Origin of the sequence: Chitinivorax sp. B, assembly GCF_005503445.1 — a bacterium.
In the GTDB taxonomy this organism is placed as follows: domain Bacteria; phylum Pseudomonadota; class Gammaproteobacteria; order Burkholderiales; family SCOH01; genus Chitinivorax.
The window spans coordinates 33,725-54,871 of record NZ_SCOH01000018.1 but is presented as its reverse complement, the minus strand read 5'-3'; the positions used below and the strand labels follow the sequence as shown (position 1 = coordinate 54,871).

18 protein-coding genes are annotated in these 21,147 nt (G+C 51.0%); 12 read left to right on the top strand and 6 right to left on the bottom strand.

Annotated elements, in window-relative coordinates; genetic code table 11:
* Nucleotides 1-791 precede the first annotated feature (791 nt).
* Complete coding sequence (gene grxD / locus FFS57_RS12655; RefSeq protein WP_137938160.1) at nt 792-1,103, bottom strand: Grx4 family monothiol glutaredoxin; 312 nt, start codon at nt 1,101-1,103, stop codon at nt 792-794.
* 29 nt (nt 1,104-1,132) lie between these two features.
* Nucleotides 1,133-1,981, bottom strand: a complete 849-nt coding sequence (gene prmC / locus FFS57_RS12650) for a peptide chain release factor N(5)-glutamine methyltransferase (RefSeq protein WP_137938159.1) — start codon at nt 1,979-1,981, stop codon at nt 1,133-1,135.
* 222 nt (nt 1,982-2,203) lie between these two features.
* On the opposite strand from prmC, the gene FFS57_RS12645 reads away from it, so the two are divergent.
* The 9 genes from FFS57_RS12645 to FFS57_RS12605 all read left to right on the top strand — a co-directional run bounded on the left by FFS57_RS12645 (nt 2,204) and on the right by FFS57_RS12605 (nt 12,899).
* On the top strand, nt 2,204-3,631 hold the full coding sequence (locus FFS57_RS12645) for an aminotransferase-like domain-containing protein (protein ID WP_137938158.1): 1,428 nt from the start codon (nt 2,204-2,206) through the stop codon (nt 3,629-3,631).
* A gap of 266 nt (nt 3,632-3,897) precedes the next feature.
* Complete coding sequence (locus tag FFS57_RS12640; RefSeq protein WP_137938157.1) at nt 3,898-6,978, top strand: efflux RND transporter permease subunit; 3,081 nt, start codon at nt 3,898-3,900, stop codon at nt 6,976-6,978.
* 141 nt (nt 6,979-7,119) lie between these two features.
* On the top strand, nt 7,120-7,791 hold the full coding sequence (locus FFS57_RS12635) for a class I SAM-dependent DNA methyltransferase (RefSeq protein WP_137938156.1): 672 nt from the start codon (nt 7,120-7,122) through the stop codon (nt 7,789-7,791).
* On the top strand, nt 7,791-8,528 hold the full coding sequence (locus tag FFS57_RS12630; protein WP_137938155.1) for a VanW family protein: 738 nt from the start codon (nt 7,791-7,793) through the stop codon (nt 8,526-8,528). The genes FFS57_RS12635 and FFS57_RS12630 overlap by 1 nt, the downstream gene beginning before the upstream one ends.
* A 623-nt stretch (nt 8,529-9,151) precedes the next feature.
* Nucleotides 9,152-9,529 carry a hypothetical protein gene (locus FFS57_RS12625; protein ID WP_137938154.1) on the top strand — a complete coding sequence of 126 codons (378 nt, stop codon included), beginning with the start codon at nt 9,152-9,154 and terminating at the stop codon, nt 9,527-9,529.
* Nucleotides 9,530-9,614: 85 nt separating this feature from the next.
* Nucleotides 9,615-10,394: a hypothetical protein gene (locus FFS57_RS12620; RefSeq protein ID WP_137938153.1), complete on the top strand. Its 780-nt coding sequence runs from the start codon at nt 9,615-9,617 to the stop codon at nt 10,392-10,394.
* Nucleotides 10,395-10,408: 14 nt separating this feature from the next.
* Nucleotides 10,409-11,068, top strand: a complete 660-nt coding sequence (locus FFS57_RS12615) for a hypothetical protein (RefSeq protein ID WP_137938152.1) — start codon at nt 10,409-10,411, stop codon at nt 11,066-11,068.
* 3 nt (nt 11,069-11,071) lie between these two features.
* The gene (locus tag FFS57_RS12610) at nt 11,072-11,908 is read left to right on the top strand and encodes a hypothetical protein (protein ID WP_137938151.1); all 837 of its coding nucleotides are present in this window, start codon (nt 11,072-11,074) and stop codon (nt 11,906-11,908) included.
* Between the two features lie 451 nt (nt 11,909-12,359).
* Nucleotides 12,360-12,899, top strand: a complete 540-nt coding sequence (locus tag FFS57_RS12605) for a GNAT family N-acetyltransferase (RefSeq protein WP_171013904.1) — start codon at nt 12,360-12,362, stop codon at nt 12,897-12,899.
* A 30-nt stretch (nt 12,900-12,929) separates the two neighbouring features.
* On the opposite strand, the gene FFS57_RS12600 is transcribed toward FFS57_RS12605, so the two are convergent.
* From FFS57_RS12600 to FFS57_RS12590, 3 genes are all read right to left on the bottom strand, one after another.
* Complete coding sequence (locus tag FFS57_RS12600) at nt 12,930-13,466, bottom strand: GNAT family N-acetyltransferase (RefSeq protein ID WP_137938149.1); 537 nt, start codon at nt 13,464-13,466, stop codon at nt 12,930-12,932.
* Nucleotides 13,467-13,507: 41 nt separating this feature from the next.
* Nucleotides 13,508-14,122: a DUF4231 domain-containing protein gene (locus tag FFS57_RS12595; protein ID WP_137938148.1), complete on the bottom strand. Its 615-nt coding sequence runs from the start codon at nt 14,120-14,122 to the stop codon at nt 13,508-13,510.
* A 159-nt stretch (nt 14,123-14,281) separates the two neighbouring features.
* Nucleotides 14,282-15,037 (bottom strand): helix-turn-helix transcriptional regulator, encoded by a 756-nt coding sequence (locus FFS57_RS12590; protein WP_249383988.1) that lies wholly within the window; start codon nt 15,035-15,037, stop codon nt 14,282-14,284.
* Between the two features lie 498 nt (nt 15,038-15,535).
* On the opposite strand from FFS57_RS12590, the gene FFS57_RS12585 reads away from it, so the two are divergent.
* The 3 genes from FFS57_RS12585 (at nt 15,536) to FFS57_RS12570 (ending at nt 20,196) form a co-directional block, all read left to right on the top strand.
* A complete protein-coding gene (locus FFS57_RS12585; protein ID WP_137938147.1) occupies nt 15,536-16,024 on the top strand; it encodes a hypothetical protein in 489 nt (162 codons plus the stop codon).
* A gap of 982 nt (nt 16,025-17,006) precedes the next feature.
* Entirely contained in the window at nt 17,007-18,041 is a 1,035-nt protein-coding gene (locus FFS57_RS12575) for a hypothetical protein (RefSeq protein ID WP_137938145.1), read from the top strand.
* Between the two features lie 481 nt (nt 18,042-18,522).
* Nucleotides 18,523-20,196, top strand: a complete 1,674-nt coding sequence (locus tag FFS57_RS12570) for a flagellinolysin (RefSeq protein WP_137938144.1) — start codon at nt 18,523-18,525, stop codon at nt 20,194-20,196.
* 22 nt (nt 20,197-20,218) lie between these two features.
* Here the strand turns inward: FFS57_RS12570 and FFS57_RS12565 are convergent, their stop codons facing one another.
* Nucleotides 20,219-20,797 carry an HD domain-containing protein gene (locus tag FFS57_RS12565; RefSeq protein ID WP_137938143.1) on the bottom strand — a complete coding sequence of 193 codons (579 nt, stop codon included), beginning with the start codon at nt 20,795-20,797 and terminating at the stop codon, nt 20,219-20,221.
* Nucleotides 20,798-21,147 lie beyond the last annotated feature (350 nt).

Below are 21,147 nucleotides of genomic sequence, written 5' to 3'. Positions count from 1 at the left end.
CAACCATCGTCACATGCTCTACTTGCACAGGTGGTTTGACATGCAGCAGGAAAGGGGAGTAGAAAGGCCATATATCAATGATCTAAAAGCATAGTTTTACCATGGCACATCAAAACAAATCATCAAGAACCAAGTACTTGAACCTGCCAGACTGATGCATTAATTCAACGATCCAACTTTCTATTCTTGAGCCCACGGCCTTACAGCCCAAATCCAGTTAATTGATCGACGATGTAAGAAATAAACAATATCAACCAAGTATCACAATGCACAATTTCACCTTTTTATTCATATGATAGGTAGCATATAGATGCGAGAAGAATAGCAATTCATCACAAAAAATCCATACAAAAATTCAATTTTTTTATATCTATTTCATAATTATCAAAAAATTGTTTATTATTAATTTAATAGATAAATTTACTAAAAATTAAATATTTTGCCCAGAATGTAACAATAACCAATCATCAATGAATAATGATATTGTCATTTAATACCATATGAACCCAAAGTGAAATGCGTCTTACTGTAATGAGATGCATTATCAAAAATGATTGTGCCGACTGATACCCCTCATCTCCCTTCAGCTCCACTCATTGAAACCTAGATGGTGCACTTCACCTATCTGCGAATCGGATGGCCGTCGTGCTTCATCGCAATATGCTCAATATTTGGCCGTCCTACCTATTATTGGCTTGACCAACCCCACAGACCACCAAGCACCCTAAATCAATAGGCAAAAAAAAACCCGGCATCTGCCGGGTTTTTTGTTCACTTGGCGATCAGTCGTATCAGATCTTCGACAGAATCTGTTGCAGTTCGCCAGAGTCATATAGTTCGCGCATGATGTCAGACCCACCAACGAATTCGCCATTAACATACAGTTGCGGAATGGTAGGCCAATTGGAGAACTCTTTGATACCTTGGCGAATTTCAGGATTTTCCAATACATTGACTGACAGATAGCTGGCCACCCCACAGGCCTTCAGGATGCCCGCCGCATTAGCCGAGAAACCGCATTGCGGAAAAGTTGGCGTGCCTTTCATATACAGCACGACCGAGTTGTTGCTGACTTGCTCTTGAATGACGGCGTGAATATCCATGTCTGTTTCCTGTCAAATAACCCAACAAATTACTCGGGAATTGTATCGCCAATTGCAGACCGAGGCAATTGGCCCAAAGTAACGCGCTCAATGCCCGCCAAGTCACGCTCACTGTGCACGTGTTCAAAACCAGCAGTCAGCAATAGTTGACGGACTGCTGCTGCTTGATCGTAACCATGTTCGAACAAAAGCCACCCACCAGGCAACAACCTATATTCTGCGCCAACAATAATGGCGCGAATGCACGCTAAGCCATCAGCGTGATCGGTCAGGGCGGAAATAGGCTCGTAACGTAGATCGCCCGTAGCCAGATGCGGATCATCCGCCACAATATATGGGGGATTAGACACAATTAGGTGAAACTGCAACTCGCCCGGCAAAGCCTGGTACCAATCGCTTTTCACACATGTCACATTGCCGGGAGCCAGTTTTATCGCGTTTGCTTGGGCAATCTGTAAGGCATCAGTCGAGGCATCCACCGCCCAGACATGAGCCCGTGGTCTATGATGTGCAATCGTCACCGCAATAATGCCACTGCCGGTCCCGAGGTCCAGTACGTATTCCGCCTGATCCGGCAATAATCGATTCAAGGCCAGTTCCACCAACAATTCGGTTTCTGGTCGCGGTATCAAGACCGAAGGTGAAACCTGAAATGGCAAGCTGTAGAACTCTCGCTCCCCGGTAATGTAAGCCACTGGCTCACCTGCTTGGCGACGCGCCATCAATGGCAGAACTTTGGCTTGTTCAGTAATTGGCATGTCATCCCGCTGGCGGGCTGCCAACCAGGCTGCATTCACCTGTAAGGCATAACAAAGCAAGACTCGGGCATCAACCGGATCCAATCCAGTCGCTTTGAGAAATTCACGGTAGGTGGGCACGGCAGCTCAATCAAATCGCAATGGTAAATATTGTGCCAAGGGTGGCTGACAAACCGATTTCCTGTCGATATCCGTCAAGATTATTGCAATGCATTGAATGCTGTTTACGGATATTTGACTGTACTGGTCAGACAGATAGGGAACTGTATCTTATTCCAACCTCGGATAGAAACGATACTTTGTCAGCGCTTCTTGCTGCGCTACCTAGGCGACGATACCACCATGGACACGATGCAACGCCCCGATTTGTTATACCAACGCCTCGCTGATGAGCTGATGGCGTCGATTCGCCATGGTACATTGAAACCAGGTGAGCGATTACCGTCAATCCGCCAGATCGCCAAACAGCGTGAACTGAGCATATCCACCGTGACCCTGGCACTACGCACCCTGGAAAACAAAGGTGTGGTTGAGGCCAAGCCTCAATCTGGCTATTTTGTGCGCCGACAGTCGGTCATCGCCGCCTCTGCGCCACTGGTAGATATCTGTTCACCGAAAGCCTTTATCGGCGTGAATGCCGTCGTCGCCAAGGTACGCGAATCCTGTCAGAACCCATCACTGGAGCCACTGACCTCAGCCAGCCCAAGCCCAGAGCTTTTACCCACTGACAAATTGATGAAATTGCTGGCACGTCAGGCCCGCAATGCACGCCCGGAATGTTCGGCATCGAGTCGTTTACTTGGTAGCCGCACACTGCGCCGACAAATTGCCCGCCGCTATCTGGAGCTTGGCTTTTCTGCAACCGAGGACGACATTCTGCTAGCTCACGGCTGTATGGAAGGGTTGAACCTGGCATTGCGTGCAGTGGCCAAGCCTGGCGACACTATCGCGGTGGAATCGCCAACCTATTTCGTGATGCTGCAACTGATCGAAACACTGGGTATGAAAGCGTTGGAGATTCCAACCGATCCGCATCATGGTATTTCGCTGGAAGCACTGGAGCTGGCTACCCGAAATGGTGCTGTACAGGCATTGTTCGTGGTACCCAATGCCAGTAATCCATTAGGTGTCACATTAAGCCTAGAGCGTAAGCGCCAACTGGTGGAACTGATGGCGGCTCGACAAATCCCTGTGATTGAAGACGATGTATTTGGCGATCTGCAGTTCAGTGGGCCCCGCCCCTTACCACTGAAGGCATTCGATCAGGACGGCAATGTCATTTTGGTCAGCTCGTTCAGCAAAACATTATCCCCTGGATTCTCGGATGGTTGGATCATGCCCGGCCGTTTTCGGCAACAGGTGGAGCAACTCAAGCTACTGAATAGTGGCGTGATGCCGAATGTCTTACAACTAACATTGGCCGAATTTCTGGAAACCGGTGGATACGAACACCATCTGCGCCAATTGCGCCGTGCCCTGGCACAGCGAGTAGCAGACATGAGCGAACTGGTGCTTCAATATTTCCCAAGCGGCACGCGGATATCACAACCAGCCGGTGGTTTCGTGCTATGGGTAGAGTTGCCAACCGGCGTTGACACACTGACCCTACACACGCGCGCAACGGCCGAGCACATCAGTTTTGCACCAGGTCCCATTTTTTCACCCAGCGGGCGGTTTCAACACTGTCTGCGATTATCGTGTGGCTTTCCCGTTACCACGACCACACAACACACACTCATCCGCTTGAGCGAACTGATCGCCAACGGTTGACCGCTTCCCAAATGTTGTCGCGTCACCTTACGTCATGGCGGGCGACCGCTCGCCATGATCTTTTTTCCTGCATGGGCACTTACTACCGTCGATATTGACATCATCAGATGTAAAAATTGGCAAAACCGGCATCAGCTCATGAAACTGACAGTACAGACATGTGTCTGCTGAGTGAGAATGGCCACATGCTTCAGTCATCCATTCTGGTCATATCAACGGTGCTGGGTTTCTGAAAGTGCCTGATCGATTATCTTCAAAAGAACATCATGAATCTGTCCGAACTATGCATACGCCGTCCGATCGCGACGGTGTTACTGACATTGAGCGCGGTACTGCTTGGCGTATTGTCGTGGCAAGCATTACCGATCGCCGCCCTACCTTCCTTCAACACACCAACCATCAACGTATCGGCCAGCTTACCGGGTGCCAGTCCGGAAACAATGGCTTCGTCCGTTGCATCGGTGCTGGAGAAACAGTTTTCCACAATCGCCGGGTTAAGTGTCGTCAGTTCGTCCAGCACGCTAGGTAACACATCAGTCACGTTGGAATTTATACCAGACCGGGATATCGATGCCGCAGCAGCCGACGTACAGGCCGCCTTGTTACGGGCGCAACGCAGCCTGCCTCAGGAGATGACTTCTCTCCCCTCCTATCGCAAAGTCAATCCGGCTGACACGCCCATCCTGTTTCTGGCGTTGAATTCACCTTCGCTATCACTGGCACAATTGAATGATTATGCCGAAAACCTGGTCTCCCCCAATCTGGCTACGCTGAATGGCGTCGCACAAGTACAGGTTAACGGGCAAAAACGCTATGCAGTGCGAGTCAAAGTAGACCCGACACAACTGGCCGCCAGGGATCTGACGCTAGATGAATTAGCCCTGGCTATCCGCAATGCAAATGCCAATACCCCATTGGGGGTGGTGACTGGCAAACAGCAGGTGATGACTATCAGCGCGAACAAGCAACTGGCCAATGCAGCTGAATTTGCCAAAGTGATCGTGGCCAGCCGCAACAACCTGCCTGTACGGCTAGAAGAAGTGGCCACAGTGGAAGACAGCGTGGAAAACCTGCGGGTCGGCAGCTGGATCAACGGCACCCGTTCGATCACATTAGCGGTCCTGCGGCAGCCAGATGCCAACACCGTCGCAACCGTGGATGCCATCAAAGCAGCCTTACCCAAGTTGACCGAACAACTACCCGATTCGGTCACTATTCAACTGGTCAATGATCGCTCCCGTTCCATCCGCGAATCGATTCATGATGTCAATCTGACTCTGGCATTGACCATTGCTCTGGTCATCATGGTGATCTTCCTGTTCCTGCGCCGTGCTGCTGCAACCGTCATCCCGGCGCTATCGCTGCCAGTTTCATTGTTGACCACGGTAGCACTGATGTACTGGCTTGGCCTGAGCCTGAACAATATCTCGCTGCTGGCCATTACACTGGCAGTGGGCCTAGTAGTAGATGACGCAATCGTCATGCTGGAAAACATTGTGCGTTACGTGGAAGCAGGCATGGCCCCCATGCAAGCCGCACTTAAGGGCTCACGTGAGGTGGCATTTACCATTCTGTCGATCTCGCTCAGCCTGGTGGCCATTTTCATCCCGATTTTCTTCATGCAGGGCACCATCGGTTTACTGTTCCACGAGTTCGCCATCGTGGTCACCTTGGCAGTGCTGTCATCAGCCGTGGTGTCACTCACGCTGATCCCAATGTTATGTGCACGTTACCTGAAGTCGGAGCACGAATTGCCGCCGGAAACTCGCATCGTGCGTAGTTTTGAAGTGGCATTCAATCGTATGTTGGGCTTTTACGAACTTACGCTGGGTTGGGCATTGCGTCACCACCGGAGCATGCAACTGCTGGCTCTGGCCACTTTTGTCGTCACCGCATGGCTATTCACCGTCATACCTAAGGGCTTCTTCCCCACAGAAGACACCGGGTTGATACAAGTCAGCACCGAAGCCCGGCAAGACATGCCTTACGATGAGATGGTGAAACTGCAACAACAGGTTGCCACGCTGATCGGCCACCACCCGGCGGTGGATACCGTCAACAGCTCCGTCGGCGGCAGCCAGGGCAGTCAGTACACCGGTCGGCTATTCATCAACCTCAAGCCAAAATCCGAGCGGGACAAGCTGGATGCGGTGCTGGAAGATTTGCGCAAGGAGACCCGCAAGGTTGCTGGATTGTCCGTGTTCCTGAACCCGGTACAAAATCTCCGTTTGGGTGGTCGCAGCGGTAAAAGCCGCTATCAGTATGTCATGCAAGCAGTTCAGGCCAATGAACTGAACCAGTGGGCAGAAAAAATGCAAACGGCCATGCGCACCGATCCGTTGTTCAGAGACGTGGCGTCCGACGCGCAGTTGAAAGGACTACAAGCTCGGCTGGATATTGACCGAGAACGGGCCAACGTACTGGGCGTCGATATCCAAAGTATCCGCAACGCACTGTATTCAGCCTATGGAGAACGGCAGGTATCGACGATCTATGGTGATACCGATGATTATTCGGTACTGATGGAAGTGGATGATGCCAACCAACGTAATGAATACGATCTGGGCAAGCTTTATGTGCGCAGCAAGAGTGGCCAGCTGATTCCCTTGAATACGCTGGCTCGGGTTGATCGGGTAGCAGGCCCAACTGCAATCAACCACCAAGGCCAGCTACAAGCCATCACCCTGTCCTTCAATCTGGCGCCAGGTGTACCACTTGGCGAAGCAGCTAAACATATCGACACCCTGCAAACGAGAATTGGCCTACCAAGCAACATCATCACCGGCTGGGCTGGCGATGCCGCCGCCTTTCAGGAGACACAAGGCAGCCAGACCTTGTTGTTGGTATTGGCCATTCTGGTGATCTATGTGTTACTCGGCGTCTTGTATGAAAGTGCAATTCACCCGCTGACGATTCTGGCCGGCCTACCCTCCGCCGCCATTGGCGCACTCTTGACATTGATGATATTTGGGCAGGAACTGACCACCATCGCCGCGATCGGTATCTTGATGTTGATTGGTATCGTCAAGAAAAACGCCATCATGATGATCGACTTTGCGCTAGATGCACAGCGTACCCATCAGATGACCCCACAAGCCGCCATACGCGAGGCCTGTGTCAAACGCTTCAGACCTATCATGATGACCACCTTTGCAGCGCTGATGGGTGCCTTGCCGATTGCGCTGGGCCTGGGTGCTGGCGCCGAATTGCGCGCCCCACTTGGTTTGGCCGTCGTAGGAGGATTGATTCTGTCACAAGCCATCACACTGTATATCACACCAGTGCTGTACCTGCTGTTCGACCGTTTGGCGACCAAACGTAGCGTAAGCGTGCCAAGCCCCTTATAGTAGCGGTCGCATATAACAAACTCAGCATGTTTGACCAATGAATTGGGTTCAGTCTCGTTCAATGAAGCTTTGTATCGAGCCCGAGCCCACATTGCCACATATACTGGGCATCACACGCCAACCCGTAGACCAGGCAACCACATGGACTTGATCCGCAAATACTATGATCAGTTAGCCAAGGAGTATGACGCCGATCGCTTTGGCAATAGCTATGGTCGATTCATTGACCAGGCTGAGCGGCATATCCTGCAGCGCTGGCTACCTGCGAAACGTACTGCGCCTATAGTCGACCTGGCATGCGGTACCGGCCGCTTGATGGACTTTGCCGATATCGGTATCGATTTATCGGGCAACATGCTTGGCGAAGCCCAACATAAGTGGCCAACCCGTCCACTGATACAAGCCACCGCACCACAGCTGCCATTACCCAACGACAGCGCACAGGCAATGTTTGCCTTTCACTTGTTAATGCACCTTGACCGTACCGTGTTCACTCGCATACTGGATGAAGCCCATCGCGTACTGAAACCCGGTGGGCGTTTGATTATTGACTTCCCATCAGCTTTACGCCGGGGCAAACGCGCTCGCGAAACCCCGGCCGGTGCATGGCATGGCAGCACCAGCTATTCGCTGAAAGACATTCACCATCTGGCCAAAGGCTTTCGTGTCGCTCATGCCACCGGCCTGCTTTGGTTACCGATTCACCGTATTCCGCACAGTATGCGTCCCGCCATGGCACCACTGGATCGACTGCTAAGCGGCCTGCAACCAGAATGGTCATCCTATCTGGTAGTCTGTCTCGAACGCGAATAATGAAGAAAATACTGCGTGCATTAGGCCGCCGTCTGCCGGCCCATGCCAAAGTACGCCTGCGCCTGCTATGGCGCAGTTATCAAGATCACCGCACCGGCATCGCCCGTCAATTCATCACGCGAAACGCCCCGCAACAGCCACTCCATCCACAATGGCAGTTGACACAACCCATCCTGCCCAGCCCTCAGGTCGAGGCAAAACGACATAACTTGAGATTAGCCGCTGCCGCAATTCACCAACGAATCATCCAACCTGGGCAAATCTTGTCTTTTGCCCAACTGGTGGGAGCCCCAATCGCTGAACGGGGGTTTCAACAAGGCCGGATGCTATTGAACGGGCAAATCAGCAGTGTCGAAGGTGGCGGCTTATGCCAACTCAGTGGAATCCTCTATCTTGCGGCATTGCAAGCCGGGTTGAGCATTTTGGAACGACATCCCCATAGTACCGATATCTATACCGACACAACCCGGTTTGCACCGTTAGGCTCCGATGCAACCGTTGTCTACGGCTACAAAGATCTCCGTATTCTTAACAATGGCCCCGCACCACTCTGTTTTGCCATTGACATTGATCAAAACAGCTTGATCGTCAAACTCTGCAGCCAGCATCCTTGGCCAAGACAGCCCATTCATTATCAAGCAAGCCGTCTTCACAATAATTGGATTGAGATTACCGGCACCCGTAGTGGCACTATCATCAGCATCGACAGATACCATCGTCTCGGACATCAGCATTGAAGAAATGTAGCGACGCCCTGTCCGCACTACTGGCTGCGGAAGATGTAACGCAGAACCTTCACCAGACATCGCTTTTCACATCCAGGGCGTAACAACGTCTCATGATCCCGTTTTAGAAAACGCCTGAATCAACAAGTACATGGTAGCGAAATGGTATGAAGTTACGTATTACCTACCACACAGAAGCTGTTTTCGAACAAATCCTGCCCAACGTTCCAAATATGCCATGTGATGTCTACAAATACCGGGGTGTATGAAAGTGCGATTCTTTCCATACGTTTAATATTCGCATGTACCACTCAAAACCCATTTGTTATTTTGGATAACAATCCGACTCATCCTTCCGGTCAGCCCGTCATCTTCATGATGTTTCAACTGGATATGCGCTATGGAATCGAATCTAATCACGTCAATTTCAGTTTTTAATAAAACCAGACAGATAGAATTTATGCATTTATCTATAAAGGCATATAGTTGCAAATACATTTCAGCCTCTCTATAGTCCGCCGCCATGCTGTTTGTAACGTGTTTTTTCAGTTAACGCCCTATTTACCTTCAGCCGTTAAAACTCACTGAAAAGACGCGGCAATAAATCTAATCTATTTGTCACTGTTGGAATATCCATGTCAATTCGTTTGAATGGCTGTATGGCTGCCGCCTTGGCCACCTTGTATCTCTCCGCCCCCGCCACGGCTGAGCCGATCTTTTGTACCGGCAAGATTACGCAACAGTATATGAACGAAAGTGGCGAATTCTTTATTCGGCCAGATTGGCGGAATGACTGGATTCAGATTTGCAACCTGAATACAGAATGGCGAGGCATTTCACCACAAGTGTGTGCCAGCTTCTTTGCTGCGGCCAAGACAGCAGTAATCAGCAAAGTCAGGACCACCGTGGCCTATTGGGACCGCCCTGGCGCCCCAGCGCCCACTGCCTGCAACATCATCCCGACCTACCAACAAGCACCAACCCCCGGCTATCTGATGCTAATCAACGACTAGCACCCGTTGCCAAAGCCTTGAATGGCACCTGATCGCTGCCTGGTGGCAGCGATTCATCCAGTCTCGTCCGCACAAAGCCTTGACCATGATCCATCCGACCCGCAATTTGCTGTTGATCGCCCTGGCCAGTCTGTCAGGTCAATTCACGTTGGCCAGTGAGCTGCCATCGTATCTGCCCAACCCGCCCGCTGCGGCAGCCAAACCCCATGCCGCCAATGCCTTCCACCGACCTGATAAGCCGCCCGCCGCCCTGACGGGGTTGACCAACAAGCAGATGGTCGATCTGATCCTTTTGTTGAGCACCGATGACGACGAGAAGTCAGCCAACGGAGGGGGCGGTGGTGGCAATACACATCCTACCGTGACTGGTTACGTCGATGGTATATACAAGGCTACGGACGGATCTGATGTGCTACAAGGGTGGACATGCACCATTGACGTACCTCGTTCGTCATCGGTGTATCTGTACCGCTACGCGGGCGCCAATGCTGGGGGCACCTTGGTAGGGGAATTCCCAGCCAACTTAGGTAGCGAGGGGGCGATCGGTGTAATTTGCGGTGATAACGAGATTCCACATCGTTTCGTCATCAGCCTAGAACGTTACAAGGCCGCGTTCGGTGGTCAGGGTATTTGGGTATATGGCATCTCGCTGACCGATGGCAGTCATCACCCACTCACCTATGGCGAGGGGAAATACAAGTTTCCGCTCCCCGCAGCGCCGCAACCACCCAGTGGCGGCATGGTACTGCAACCGCCGGTGGATGCACCTAACCCGCCGCCTTTTACGCCAAGCTTCATCGGCACCCCGACAATCACATGGCCCAACCTATCTAGCGGCGACGCTGGCTTGCCTTACTACCAATAATATTTGGATCCACTATGAAGCAGAATACGATAGTTGCTGTCTTGACAGCAGCTTACCTGATGTCGCCTGCGGCGCATGCCATTGGCGCATTCAGCCGAGCATGCAGCATGAAGGAGCTAAGTGATAAATGGGCCTATGCGGCATCGGCCCAATTCTTCATTGCACTTGGGGCACCCGCCAGCATTGCCGATATTCCACCCAGTGAGCGGGTAAACTATTTTGTCCTGGAATCGATTACCGCGGACTATGGGCAAACACGGTACTGGCTATGGGCTGCGTCCGAACAATACTCGGCGTCCGGCGAGTACCGTTTTTCGGCTAACCGTGACTACTCGCGCCCCGTTTCCTGGCAACGATTCCGTTCACTGGAATCGCCATGGGGAGCATATGTGTTTAGTGATGCCATCAACAATAGTCCGACTTTCCAGAAAGGGGCGATTTTCAATCACAATCGTCGGTTGCTATATAGCGCCCGTGCTGGTGTTGCAAAAATTGTCGAAAAAGTGAATGCCGACCTGCCGGCAACCATTAGCCTTTACTCAGATAATCAATTTAAAGGATATGGATATTTTGTGCGCGGCACTCACTATTATCATGACCCTCGTCGTCAAAAAACACTATTTTACGGTTTAACGAAAGCTCAAAATTGCAACTTGTCAGAGATGGGATTCTAAATCATGAAACATATTAAATTGATCGTACTCAGCTTGGCCCTGGGTAGCAGTGCTTTCGCTGCCGAGGCACCTACCCCGCCCAAACCATTCAACAGCCTGCCGCCAATCAAGCCTGGCACGAATAATGTCATGCCTATCAATGAGTTGCCGGAACCTGCATTCGCTGCCGAGGCACCTACCCCGCCCAAGCCATTCATCAACAGCCTGCCGCCGATCAAGCCTGGCACGAATAATGTCATGTCGATCAATGAGTTGCCGGAACCCGCACAGGACTTTGTCCGGTCGGGCAAACGGCCAGGCGCTGGCCCGAATGAAGGGAGTGTCCGTGCGTTTGCACAACAACCGTGGCTGGAATCAAGAGGGAACGAAGAGCGGGTCGGCGAACTCGATTTCATGAAGTCCATGATTGTCGGATATGACCAGATCAAGGCGAAAATCCGGGTTAAACTGGCCGACCTCACCGGGTCGCCGTTTGCGCGCTATCAATTACTTGGCTATGTGATTGACGGCAATATCAACAACGTCAATGGTCCGTTTTACCGGGTTGCGCGGATGTTTCGCGACGCGCAAGGCCATTTGTTGATGTTGACAGAATGGGACTATAAGGGCGCCGGTGGGGGCATACTGTCGTTCAAGGAATATCAAAACCAGCAGGTTCGCCAGTACCCAGCCACATTGGCCCTGATGACAGGAAACTCATCCAAGGTATTGTGGTCGTTAGATTGGGTCAGCGGCAATAAATGGTATGACCTGCAAGTGGCTGGCGACATACGCTCACCGGCACAGAAGGCCGAGGCCGCCAAAGCAATTGTGGCATTGGCCTCAACTATCCCTTCGTAGCAACAAAGTAGGAAGCCAACTGGTAGTTGGCTTCCTTTTGCCAATTACTGCCCAGGGTGTGATTGCCGGCATGACGATCAAAACCACTGCCTTGAGCCAACTTCACTAAAAAGCTGGGTTGCTGTTTTGCAATGCCGGTGCATTGACAAAAATGCTTGTTCAGCCGCTGATCCGTGGTTTCGACAATCATTAATTAGATACGGGAATGGGCAACATGGTCGATGGACTGTGCACACAATCAGGACATATTGGCATGGTTCACTCGTCGAACAGCGCTTGCAACGGCTGCAGTACCTGTCGCAATGCAGTTAGCCAAGACATCATTCAACTGTTGGGTCGATCCCTAACCTGAAAAAATTCCAAGTACATACGATCGATCAGTCATGTAGTAAAGATGTGTTGCCAACCAACCGTTAAACACTCATTGCGTCACAACATAACCAAGCCAACGATGACCAAGCCTGCCATTCACCTTCATATACGTCCAGTCTGTATTGACGATGCAGCAGCGACGGCACGTATTCTGAATGACATCATTGCGACACAACTGCTGACAGCCATGGAAAAACCCATCACCGTTGCAGAACAAGCTGAATACATTCGTACCTTTTCAAAGTCGGGTTGCTTTCTGGTCGCGGAGCATATCGACACCCAGGCTATTGTGGGTTTGCAAAGTCTTGAGCCATTACAAGGTGGCGATACGGCCACTTCACATATCGGCGAAATCAGCACATTTATTGATGATACCTACCGTGGCCATGGTGTGGGCACTCGCCTTACTCATGTTTTGTTGGAAGAGGCCCAGAAGCTGGGCTACCAGAAAATCATCGCGTATATCCGGGCGGATAATACAGCAGCCCAAGCCTTTTATTTACAACAAGGGTTCCGCATGGTGGGCCGGTTGGCCCAGCACATTCGTTATCGGGGTGGCTATCTTGACCAGGTATTGGCGGAACGATTGCTGACAAACCCAGGCACGGCAGCCACCTGACGTTACAGCATGTGGATGCCGAAGCGACCGTTAAACCAACGCTTTACTCATACGGACAAACTGGATGGTCAGATTGGGTGCCACTTCATGCAGCACCACTTCTTCCCGGACATAGCCACGGGCTTCATATAGACATACGCCCGGTAAAGTAGCCATGAGCTGGGCACGTTGAAACCCATGAGTGCGCGCCGCAGCTTCGCAATGAGACAAGATCACGCTGCCAACACCACATCGCACAGCGGCAGGGTCGACAAAGAAGGCACGGATTCCGGCGGCATCCAGGGTTGGGTCCAATTCGGCAGCATTACGTTGCTGGTAGGCATCGCTACCAAACAGGGTGTGTCGATGACTCCACCCACCACATCCCACCAGCTCGCCATCCCGCTCTGCAACAAAATAGGTGCTATCGCGAATCAACTGTGTATCGACACCAAATGCACCGGTCAGCGCAGCCTCGATTTGTGCGGTGGTGTAATGGCCCTTTCCCAATATCCTGATTGACCTGGCAATCAGTGCTTGCAGTTCAGCCAAATCAGCCTGTTGCGCATGTCTCAGCATCACTTGCATTGCTTCAATCCCCTTTCATGATCGCAACAACTCGCGCGGCCCTAATGGCGATCTGGTGATTGTTGATTCAACTGGTTGACCACGTTTGAAAATTCCGCAATCCATTGCTCGGTTTCATGGCCAACAATCTTATCCACTTCGGTATAAAACGAACGAACACGAACCAACCAGTTTTCCATTGACTCACCCGATGGCAGTTCACAACCCCAATGCGCATACTGAATGTCCCAATCCCGCTCAAACTGGCATTTGCTCGCGCCCAATTGCTGGCTGGCCCGCATGAAACGCATCCAGGCCGTAGCATGGCCAAAATACTTATCCAGCCCCAATAAAATAGCGGCGACCCCGACCAGAATGGATGACCAGATCGATTCTATTGGCCCAGCCCCCCACCATGTCACTTTGGCCTGCTCCAACATTGGGATAACCCCAGCGACACCCGTCATGACAATGATGCCGCCACGCAGTCCACGCGCCCAGATTCTGCAACGCTTGCTCTGCATCCGATACCAGTCGATTTGGACTTGCGCATGGCCCAGCGCCTTATCGTTGACTGCCATGATCCAACCCATGGTACAAGGCGAAATTGCTTGGGCTGGCTCGTTGGCACGGGTGTTACTGGTTGTTCGTCCTGACTGTGTCAGCGTATCGACCATGTGTTGTTCCTTGCTATTGTGAAAATACCCATCACCTTGTCGCCAGATCAGGAAGCTGACTACTTCATATAAAACGTGTGACGTGACGTTCAATCACGAAAAGAGCTACACCTACTCAACATGGCACAACTGCTCGCTGACAGGCAGCTGTTACGCCCTTCAGCCCAGCAGACGCATGCGCAATGTGCTGCGACTATGCACTTCCAGCTTTTGATAAATACTCCATAAATGACGCCGCACGGTATTAGGTGCCATGCCAAGCATCCGTGCAATATCCTTATAGTTGTTCCCCCCAATATACGAGAATGCAACCTCGCTCTCTTTTTGGGTCAGAGTACTGAATCGTTCATATTTTTCTGCCGGATCAGCCTGATGCGCCATCTTCTGCATTTCTGTCGTGCAGTGCCGAAGTTGTTCAATCCGATGTATAAGAGGAACCAGAAAAGCAACCAGATCAACATCATTTTCGTTAAAAGGCAAATCATCCCCTCGATAAAATGTCATCCATCTGAATGTATGTTGATTATTCTGATTCAAGCCACAAAGCAATATTTGGCTGATATCGTAATGATTCAAGTAGTCTCGTGCAATCGTCAAGGATGGTTTTTGATAGGCACACGCTACTGTGATGTTTTGTGGTAGCTGGGGATTGGCCATAAATTTCTGTGAAGTCGGATCGATTTCGGCAATCTGCTGGTAATCACTCAGCAGTGACTTGTCGCGGCCTTCAAGATAGGCCAGTTCAATATCAATTGCACCAGATGTCAATTGTCTGCCTGCACCCCAAACCAAACCATCAAAACCGACTCCCCGCTGAATACCGTTCGCTACAATTGCCTGAAATTCTTGCAAAGTCCCATACTGTGCAGATTCCAATATGTTGATGATCATATTCTTCAGTTCGCGTTCATTCATGATCCACCTCCTGCAAGGCGCATCTGAATCAGCATATTCATCACACAACATTAAAATCGTATGTGAGCAAAGCGGGAAAACACGGTAGTGGTATGGCGTGATTGATTTCGACCACGCATAGCATCTGTTAGGGATAAATTGAGTACGCGCCACCAGAATTTATCTAATGCACGCTGCGTTATTGATTTGGCTGTTCAGATGGAAGTAATGTGAGCTTGCACCGTTCAATATAGATATAGACCTCTGTATCTGCCAAGTAAAAAGTCAACATGGCAGATATGGACATATCAAATCAATGATTGCATTCGAAATAAATTCTAGCAATGTCAGCTTTCAGACATTCAACTGCCATTGTTGATTTGAAATCCTATCAAACAAAAGGAGGTGTCTTCATGGTGAAACAACTGGTTTCATAAATATCAGGCTTTTGAGCAGGTCAAGCACCTTCAGTGATTCCACCGAATATGTGTACACCTGTTTTGGAAAGGATGAAACATCATGACTACGCAAGTTTCCAAGTGGCGCATCGGCACCTGCCGCATGCTGACCGTACTAACCTTACAGGCATTTGCTGTTGGTCTCGGTGGCAGTACTGTTATGGCACAAGCTATTGATAGTAATCTCGCCCAGGTAGATGTTGTCCAACAGCAAGACACCCGTAGTGTCACCATTGCCAAGCCCGGCCCTAATGAACCAATGGCTTCACCCAAAACTCCATTACTGGCCAGTTTCTATACTGAACGGATCGATTGGGGCAATAAAAACGGCTGGTGGATTCTCACCCTGTATGATTGGAGAATTACGGCCAACTCCAGGGTTTATGTATCTTTCAGCGAAGCTGATGGCGGCGGAAACCGTTTTATCGGCTCAGCAGTCTATACCATTCACAATGTTGCACCGCGCAATGGTGCCGTCTCCATCCGGGTCTTCGTCAACTGGGGTTCACCTTTGCACACCGTTGTCGATTATCTGGTCGTTCAGCCTTGATACCCGACTCAACAATTTGATGTGATCTCAATAGCACATCATGCCCCTGCAGCAACAGCAGACGCAGGGGTATTTTTCTGCATTGATTCCGTTATCTTTTTGTCGGTTGTCATTGGATTGTCGACCAATAGCGGGCTTTTGCTAGGCGTTCAGCGTCTTGTTCGGATGGGCTGCGAAATCAATTTGGTTTGGTTTGGTTTGGTTTGGTTTGGTTTGGTTTGGTTTGGTTTGGTTTGGTTTGGTTTGGTTTGGTTTGGCGAGAATGACACGCGTCTAGACTGAACGCCCGTCGCAGTGAAATGGAAGAAACCAATTGGAAGAGCAACAGGCGCTAACGCTGAGTCACCAAGCGGTCCCGTGATAAATCTAGAATAGAATGAAAATATATCCAGAAAACCCATGATTAAATTAAAAAGTCGCCCCTGTATTGCATTTCTGAGATGTTGTTGTGCCGTGCCAAAGTTGCTTCTGAGATCTAGGATTGGATGACTACCGACACCAACGGCGCAAGCTGCCCGAAGCCTTGGCCAAGTGGAGTATGGTGCATTTGTACTCCACTACCTGGTGTGAGCCACATGAAGGCGGTAACCTGTTGAAACATTCGCTTAACAAACCAGCTTGGTGTTGCCCACGGGAGTCGGAGGCATAGCGTCATAGCACGCTCTTGATTGTAGACGCACAGAACGTGGTCGGTGCTGACTTGACAGGGCTCACATGGGGCAGCTCTTTGCGGAACACGTCCGTGAAATGCAGGAGGAGTATGTGACGGCACAGATCGCCAAGTGCAGCGAACGACATGCTTTCAAGGTGATGCTCCAGTGCTGGGTCGTTGAATGTAGTTTCGCTTGGCTGGAAAAGTATCTGCGACTACGACAGGACTGCATAGCGATTCCACAATACCGGCCTGTAGTTTATCCATTGGACCTCCTTTGTCTCTCTTGCTTACGAGACTTTGAACAGGTTTTAAGAGAGGAAATCAAGTTTGGCAGCAATTTTTGATGAGGCATCCTGGCGCAGATATTTACGTGGTTACACGATTTACGATTGCGCAATCTTTAGACAGCACGGCTTTTGCCTGGTACTAGTGGAAGAGGCGAATAACCGGGATATTTTGCCCAGGACGCGTTTTCTGACGGTGATCTATGACAAACCCTTCACCGTCGATTCACTCCCCTTGGTCGAGCTTAGTGACTTTGGCTTTACCACTATTGCCTGTAGTGTGAACCCGGCCGAATACGTTGCCGTGGATACCCGCGGCAATGTGTATTCCGCCAATGCCAAGCGGAAAGGCGTCGAAAAACCTATCGAACAGGTGCTGGACATGAGGACCGCACCCGGCCAGGTCGGCGTGGTTCTGCGCGTGGTCAGGGCGGCTGACCAAGTATACGCATTAGGCGACTACCGTAAGATCTACCGCCGCATTGGCACCGACCAATGGGTGGAATTGGGTACCGAAGGCACGGGGGTACCCATGCCACCTGATGTGGCGCAAGGCAAGCGCTATACCTTTATGGATATTGGTTTCAGCGATTTAGCGGCTTTCAGCGCAGAAGACATATATGCAGTGGGTGGAGCAGGCGACGTATGGCGATTTGACGGTAGGTGCTGGCAGCAATGCCCATTCCCTTCCAATCAGCAGCTCAATACAGTTTGCTGCGCGGGGGATGGTCACGTCTACATTACCGATAGTAAGGGTTGCGTCTGGCGCGGCCGGGAAAGCCTGTGGGAGAAAGTTGCAGATGCTGATATTGCTTTTGGCTTTGCACCTGTCGATACCGTATGGTTCAACAACCGCCTGTACATGGGATCCCAGGAAGGGCTATGGGCCTTGAACACCGAGCACAAAACCGTCGTGCCCTTACAAGAGGTGGAAGTCGATGCCCCCAATAGCACCAATAGCGGCCGGTTGGATGTCAGCCCAGATGGTAAGTTTATGCTGACCGCCGGACCGCACGGCCTATGTATCCACGATGGCACAAAATGGACGCGGCTATTCAGCACCTTTGACTTCTTATAGGATTGGTTGCATAAAATTTATGGTGGCATGAGCCCACCACTGATCCGGGTCGCAAGCCAGTTCATTGCCATGGTCAGGGAAAATGAAGGAAAAAGAAGGCATTTTACCGACCAATAATTGAGCTTATGCGGATGGGCTGCAAAATTGGTTAAGCATGGACGGTAAGACATGCAACGATGGGGGCAGTTGGGGGCTAGAGCAATGACTATCTGCAATGGATAAAGCTGCAAGCGGTATTCTCCTACCAACAAGCTCCCCATCCATGAAATCCAGGAATGAATGACAATTCCTCCGATAAATCTAATATTTAATGACAAAGTTACCAGCGCTTTGCATTCTCGAGATACTGCTACGTCGCGCCAATGTTATAGGTGAGATCCAGGATTAGATGGCAACCGACACTTTTGACTAAAGTCTTCCAAGCGATAGCCGATAACCGGTATACCCAACTCACCGACTGACTGTATAAGCGACCTCAGCAATGCAGATTCAGACCAACCTCGGCTCGCTGTTTGCGCAGCGCAAGCTTACTCAGACTACCAACGGCACAGAACGCGTGCTGCAACGGTTATCAAGCGGGTTGCGTATCAACCAGGCGGGTGATGATGCTGCAGGGTTACAGATTTCCGAACGCATGACTTCGCAAGTACGAGGTAGCACGCAAGCCATCCGTAACGTCAATGATGGTGTGGGGGTTTTGCAGGTGGCGGAAAGTGCCATGACCAATGTCATCGACATGCTGCAACGTATACGCGAATTGGCGGTGCAAGCAAACAATGCATCGCTGTCGGCGGGTGACCGCGATGCCCTGCAGCAGGAAACTGTCCAGTTGTTGAATGGCATTACCAAAATAGGTGCACAAACCGAATTCAATGGCGACCTGATCTTTTCGCAAAGTACCGATAGCATAGGTGGCAATGCCACTCGTCGAGCAGTAGCCGATGGGTTGAAACTGGGCTGGATCGAAGAAGCCGAATCTCTGATCAAAAAGCACTATGGGATTGTGGGCGATGGCGCCACCTTGACCATCAATTTCGATACCAGCGATGGCGCCGGTAACGTACTGGCTTCCGTGTCCGGCACCGTCGGGGCTGGTGGCAAGGTTTTCAATCAATCGCTGAATGTGGACATGGCGGACTTTGTGCCACCCAACCTGCCAGATGGCGGCACGGCCCCCTATTACAATGACCGGGTCATCGCACACGAAATGGTGCACGCCGTCATGGGCCGCGCAATCAATTTCAACGCAATGCCCACCTGGTTTCTGGAAGGTACCGCAGAGCTCATCCATGGCGCCGATGAGCGCCTGGCCGGCGACATCGCCATCAGTGGCGTCAATGCGGTGGTCAACCAAATTGGCGGAGCCTGGGGTAGCGCCAGTATTGATTACTCCTCCGCCTACGCTGCCACGCGTTATCTGCATGATCGTCTGAAAGGGTTGGGCGTTGCAGGGGGCATCAAAGGCCTGATGCAACATCTGTCTACATCCGGTGCCAACCTTGATACGGCGCTGAATACCATCACGGGAGGCACTTATGCCACTGCGGCAGCCTTTGTAACTGACTGGCAAGCCAATGGTGCCAATTTCATCAATACCCGTATGGATCTCACCAACATTGATACAGGTGGTGTAGGTGGCTTTGATGCAGATGCTGGCCAGGTTAGATCCGCAAAAGATGTACTGAGTGACCGTGGCTCCAGCTACGCGGACAAGATGACCGATGGCTTCAAGCTGACTTACCCGACGGTAGCCGGGGGCACTGGTTCCCGTTATTACCAACTGCAACTGGGCTCCAACCCGCAACAAACACTGACGGCCTCGTTCAGTGCTATCAATGCACAGGCACTGGGTGTCGACGACATCGACCTGATCAAACTACCCAGTTTTGCGCTGGCCCACGTCGATGAGGCAATGGACTATCTGAACAAGCAACGGGCACAGATTGGCGCCCAATTATCCCGGCTGGCCTTCACGTCACAGAATCTGTCATTTCATGTAGAAAGTGTTTCTGCGTCGCGTTCCCGCATCCGAGATGCCGATTACGCATCCGAAACGGCTTCACTGGCCAGACAACGGATCCTGCAGCAGTCGGGCACAGCGATGGTCGCTCAGGCCAATCAACAACCAAGATTGACATTGCAATTGCTACGTTGACAGATCTTTCCATTCTTACCCACTATGCCCCAAACCAACCCTTGGCATGGGCCGTATCCAACCGTACTTTCAGGTACTGCCATAACGCGGGACAGCCGTTTTGAATCTGATCGGCAAGGCGGTCGACGACACGCTCGTAACTGATGTTGTTTTCACGCCAACTTTGGCCATTGTTATTCAGATTCAACAATGCTGGCATGGCCCGATCCATCGCATTGGCAAAACGTGCTTCAGCGGTTTGTCCTAGTTCGAATTCCTGCCAGAGCGACAGAAAATACTCGCCCGACGACCCTGGCAACAAGCCGAAAATACGCGTTACCGCGACAAACTCGGCAGCCTTACGTTCTTCCCATCCCCCCTCTGCAAAAACGATGGTATCGCCGGTATCAATCTCACCAATATCATGGATCAATAACATGGCAACAACCCGGTCAATATTGACCGGCTCGGCAGCATACTGCTGCAACGAAATAGCCAGCATGGCAATTTGCCAACTATGTTCTGCCGAGTTCTCATAACGCGACAAACCAATGGGCTTGTTCTTTCTGGTAACACCTTTAAGTTTTTCCAGCTCAAGAATGAAATCCACAATTTCTTGCATGCTTTTTCCTCTACAAATTTCACATCTACACCACACCTTAATGATGGGTACCAACCACGTTGGTTCCATACCGGGTAAACAACGGCCTCTTGGTAATCGTTTCAGAATGTTGTGATGGCATCGCAACCCAAACCTTGTTATTTCGTTTGCAGCGACGAGACCTCTCCGGCCATGAAAAGGTTGAGGTGACGCATACCCAGGCCGCGCTCCACCTGACTGCTATCAAGCCTTTGACATCTTTAGGAAATTTTTTCTTAACATTCAGCCTTTCGGACATAGACTGAGGAGTAACCGACTCCGGTTCTGAACACGCGTAATCCACCCGCATAATTTGAATTCCCAATCTTGCA

Coding starts and splice junctions, on each gene's coding strand:
- grxD (WP_137938160.1), bottom strand. CDS start 1,103: ATGGATATTCACGCCGTCATTCAAGAGCAAGTCAGCAACAACTCGGTC.
- FFS57_RS12645 (WP_137938158.1), top strand. CDS start 2,204: ATGGACACGATGCAACGCCCCGATTTGTTATACCAACGCCTCGCTGAT.
- FFS57_RS12640 (WP_137938157.1), top strand. CDS start 3,898: ATGAATCTGTCCGAACTATGCATACGCCGTCCGATCGCGACGGTGTTA.
- FFS57_RS12635 (WP_137938156.1), top strand. CDS start 7,120: ATGGACTTGATCCGCAAATACTATGATCAGTTAGCCAAGGAGTATGAC.
- FFS57_RS12630 (WP_137938155.1), top strand. CDS start 7,791: ATGAAGAAAATACTGCGTGCATTAGGCCGCCGTCTGCCGGCCCATGCC.
- FFS57_RS12625 (WP_137938154.1), top strand. CDS start 9,152: ATGTCAATTCGTTTGAATGGCTGTATGGCTGCCGCCTTGGCCACCTTG.
- FFS57_RS12620 (WP_137938153.1), top strand. CDS start 9,615: ATGATCCATCCGACCCGCAATTTGCTGTTGATCGCCCTGGCCAGTCTG.
- FFS57_RS12615 (WP_137938152.1), top strand. CDS start 10,409: ATGAAGCAGAATACGATAGTTGCTGTCTTGACAGCAGCTTACCTGATG.
- FFS57_RS12610 (WP_137938151.1), top strand. CDS start 11,072: ATGAAACATATTAAATTGATCGTACTCAGCTTGGCCCTGGGTAGCAGT.
- FFS57_RS12605 (WP_171013904.1), top strand. CDS start 12,360: ATGACCAAGCCTGCCATTCACCTTCATATACGTCCAGTCTGTATTGAC.
- FFS57_RS12600 (WP_137938149.1), bottom strand. CDS start 13,466: ATGCAAGTGATGCTGAGACATGCGCAACAGGCTGATTTGGCTGAACTG.
- FFS57_RS12595 (WP_137938148.1), bottom strand. CDS start 14,122: ATGGTCGATACGCTGACACAGTCAGGACGAACAACCAGTAACACCCGT.
- FFS57_RS12590 (WP_249383988.1), bottom strand. CDS start 15,037: ATGAATGAACGCGAACTGAAGAATATGATCATCAACATATTGGAATCT.
- FFS57_RS12585 (WP_137938147.1), top strand. CDS start 15,536: ATGACTACGCAAGTTTCCAAGTGGCGCATCGGCACCTGCCGCATGCTG.
- FFS57_RS12570 (WP_137938144.1), top strand. CDS start 18,523: ATGCAGATTCAGACCAACCTCGGCTCGCTGTTTGCGCAGCGCAAGCTT.
- FFS57_RS12565 (WP_137938143.1), bottom strand. CDS start 20,797: ATGCAAGAAATTGTGGATTTCATTCTTGAGCTGGAAAAACTTAAAGGT.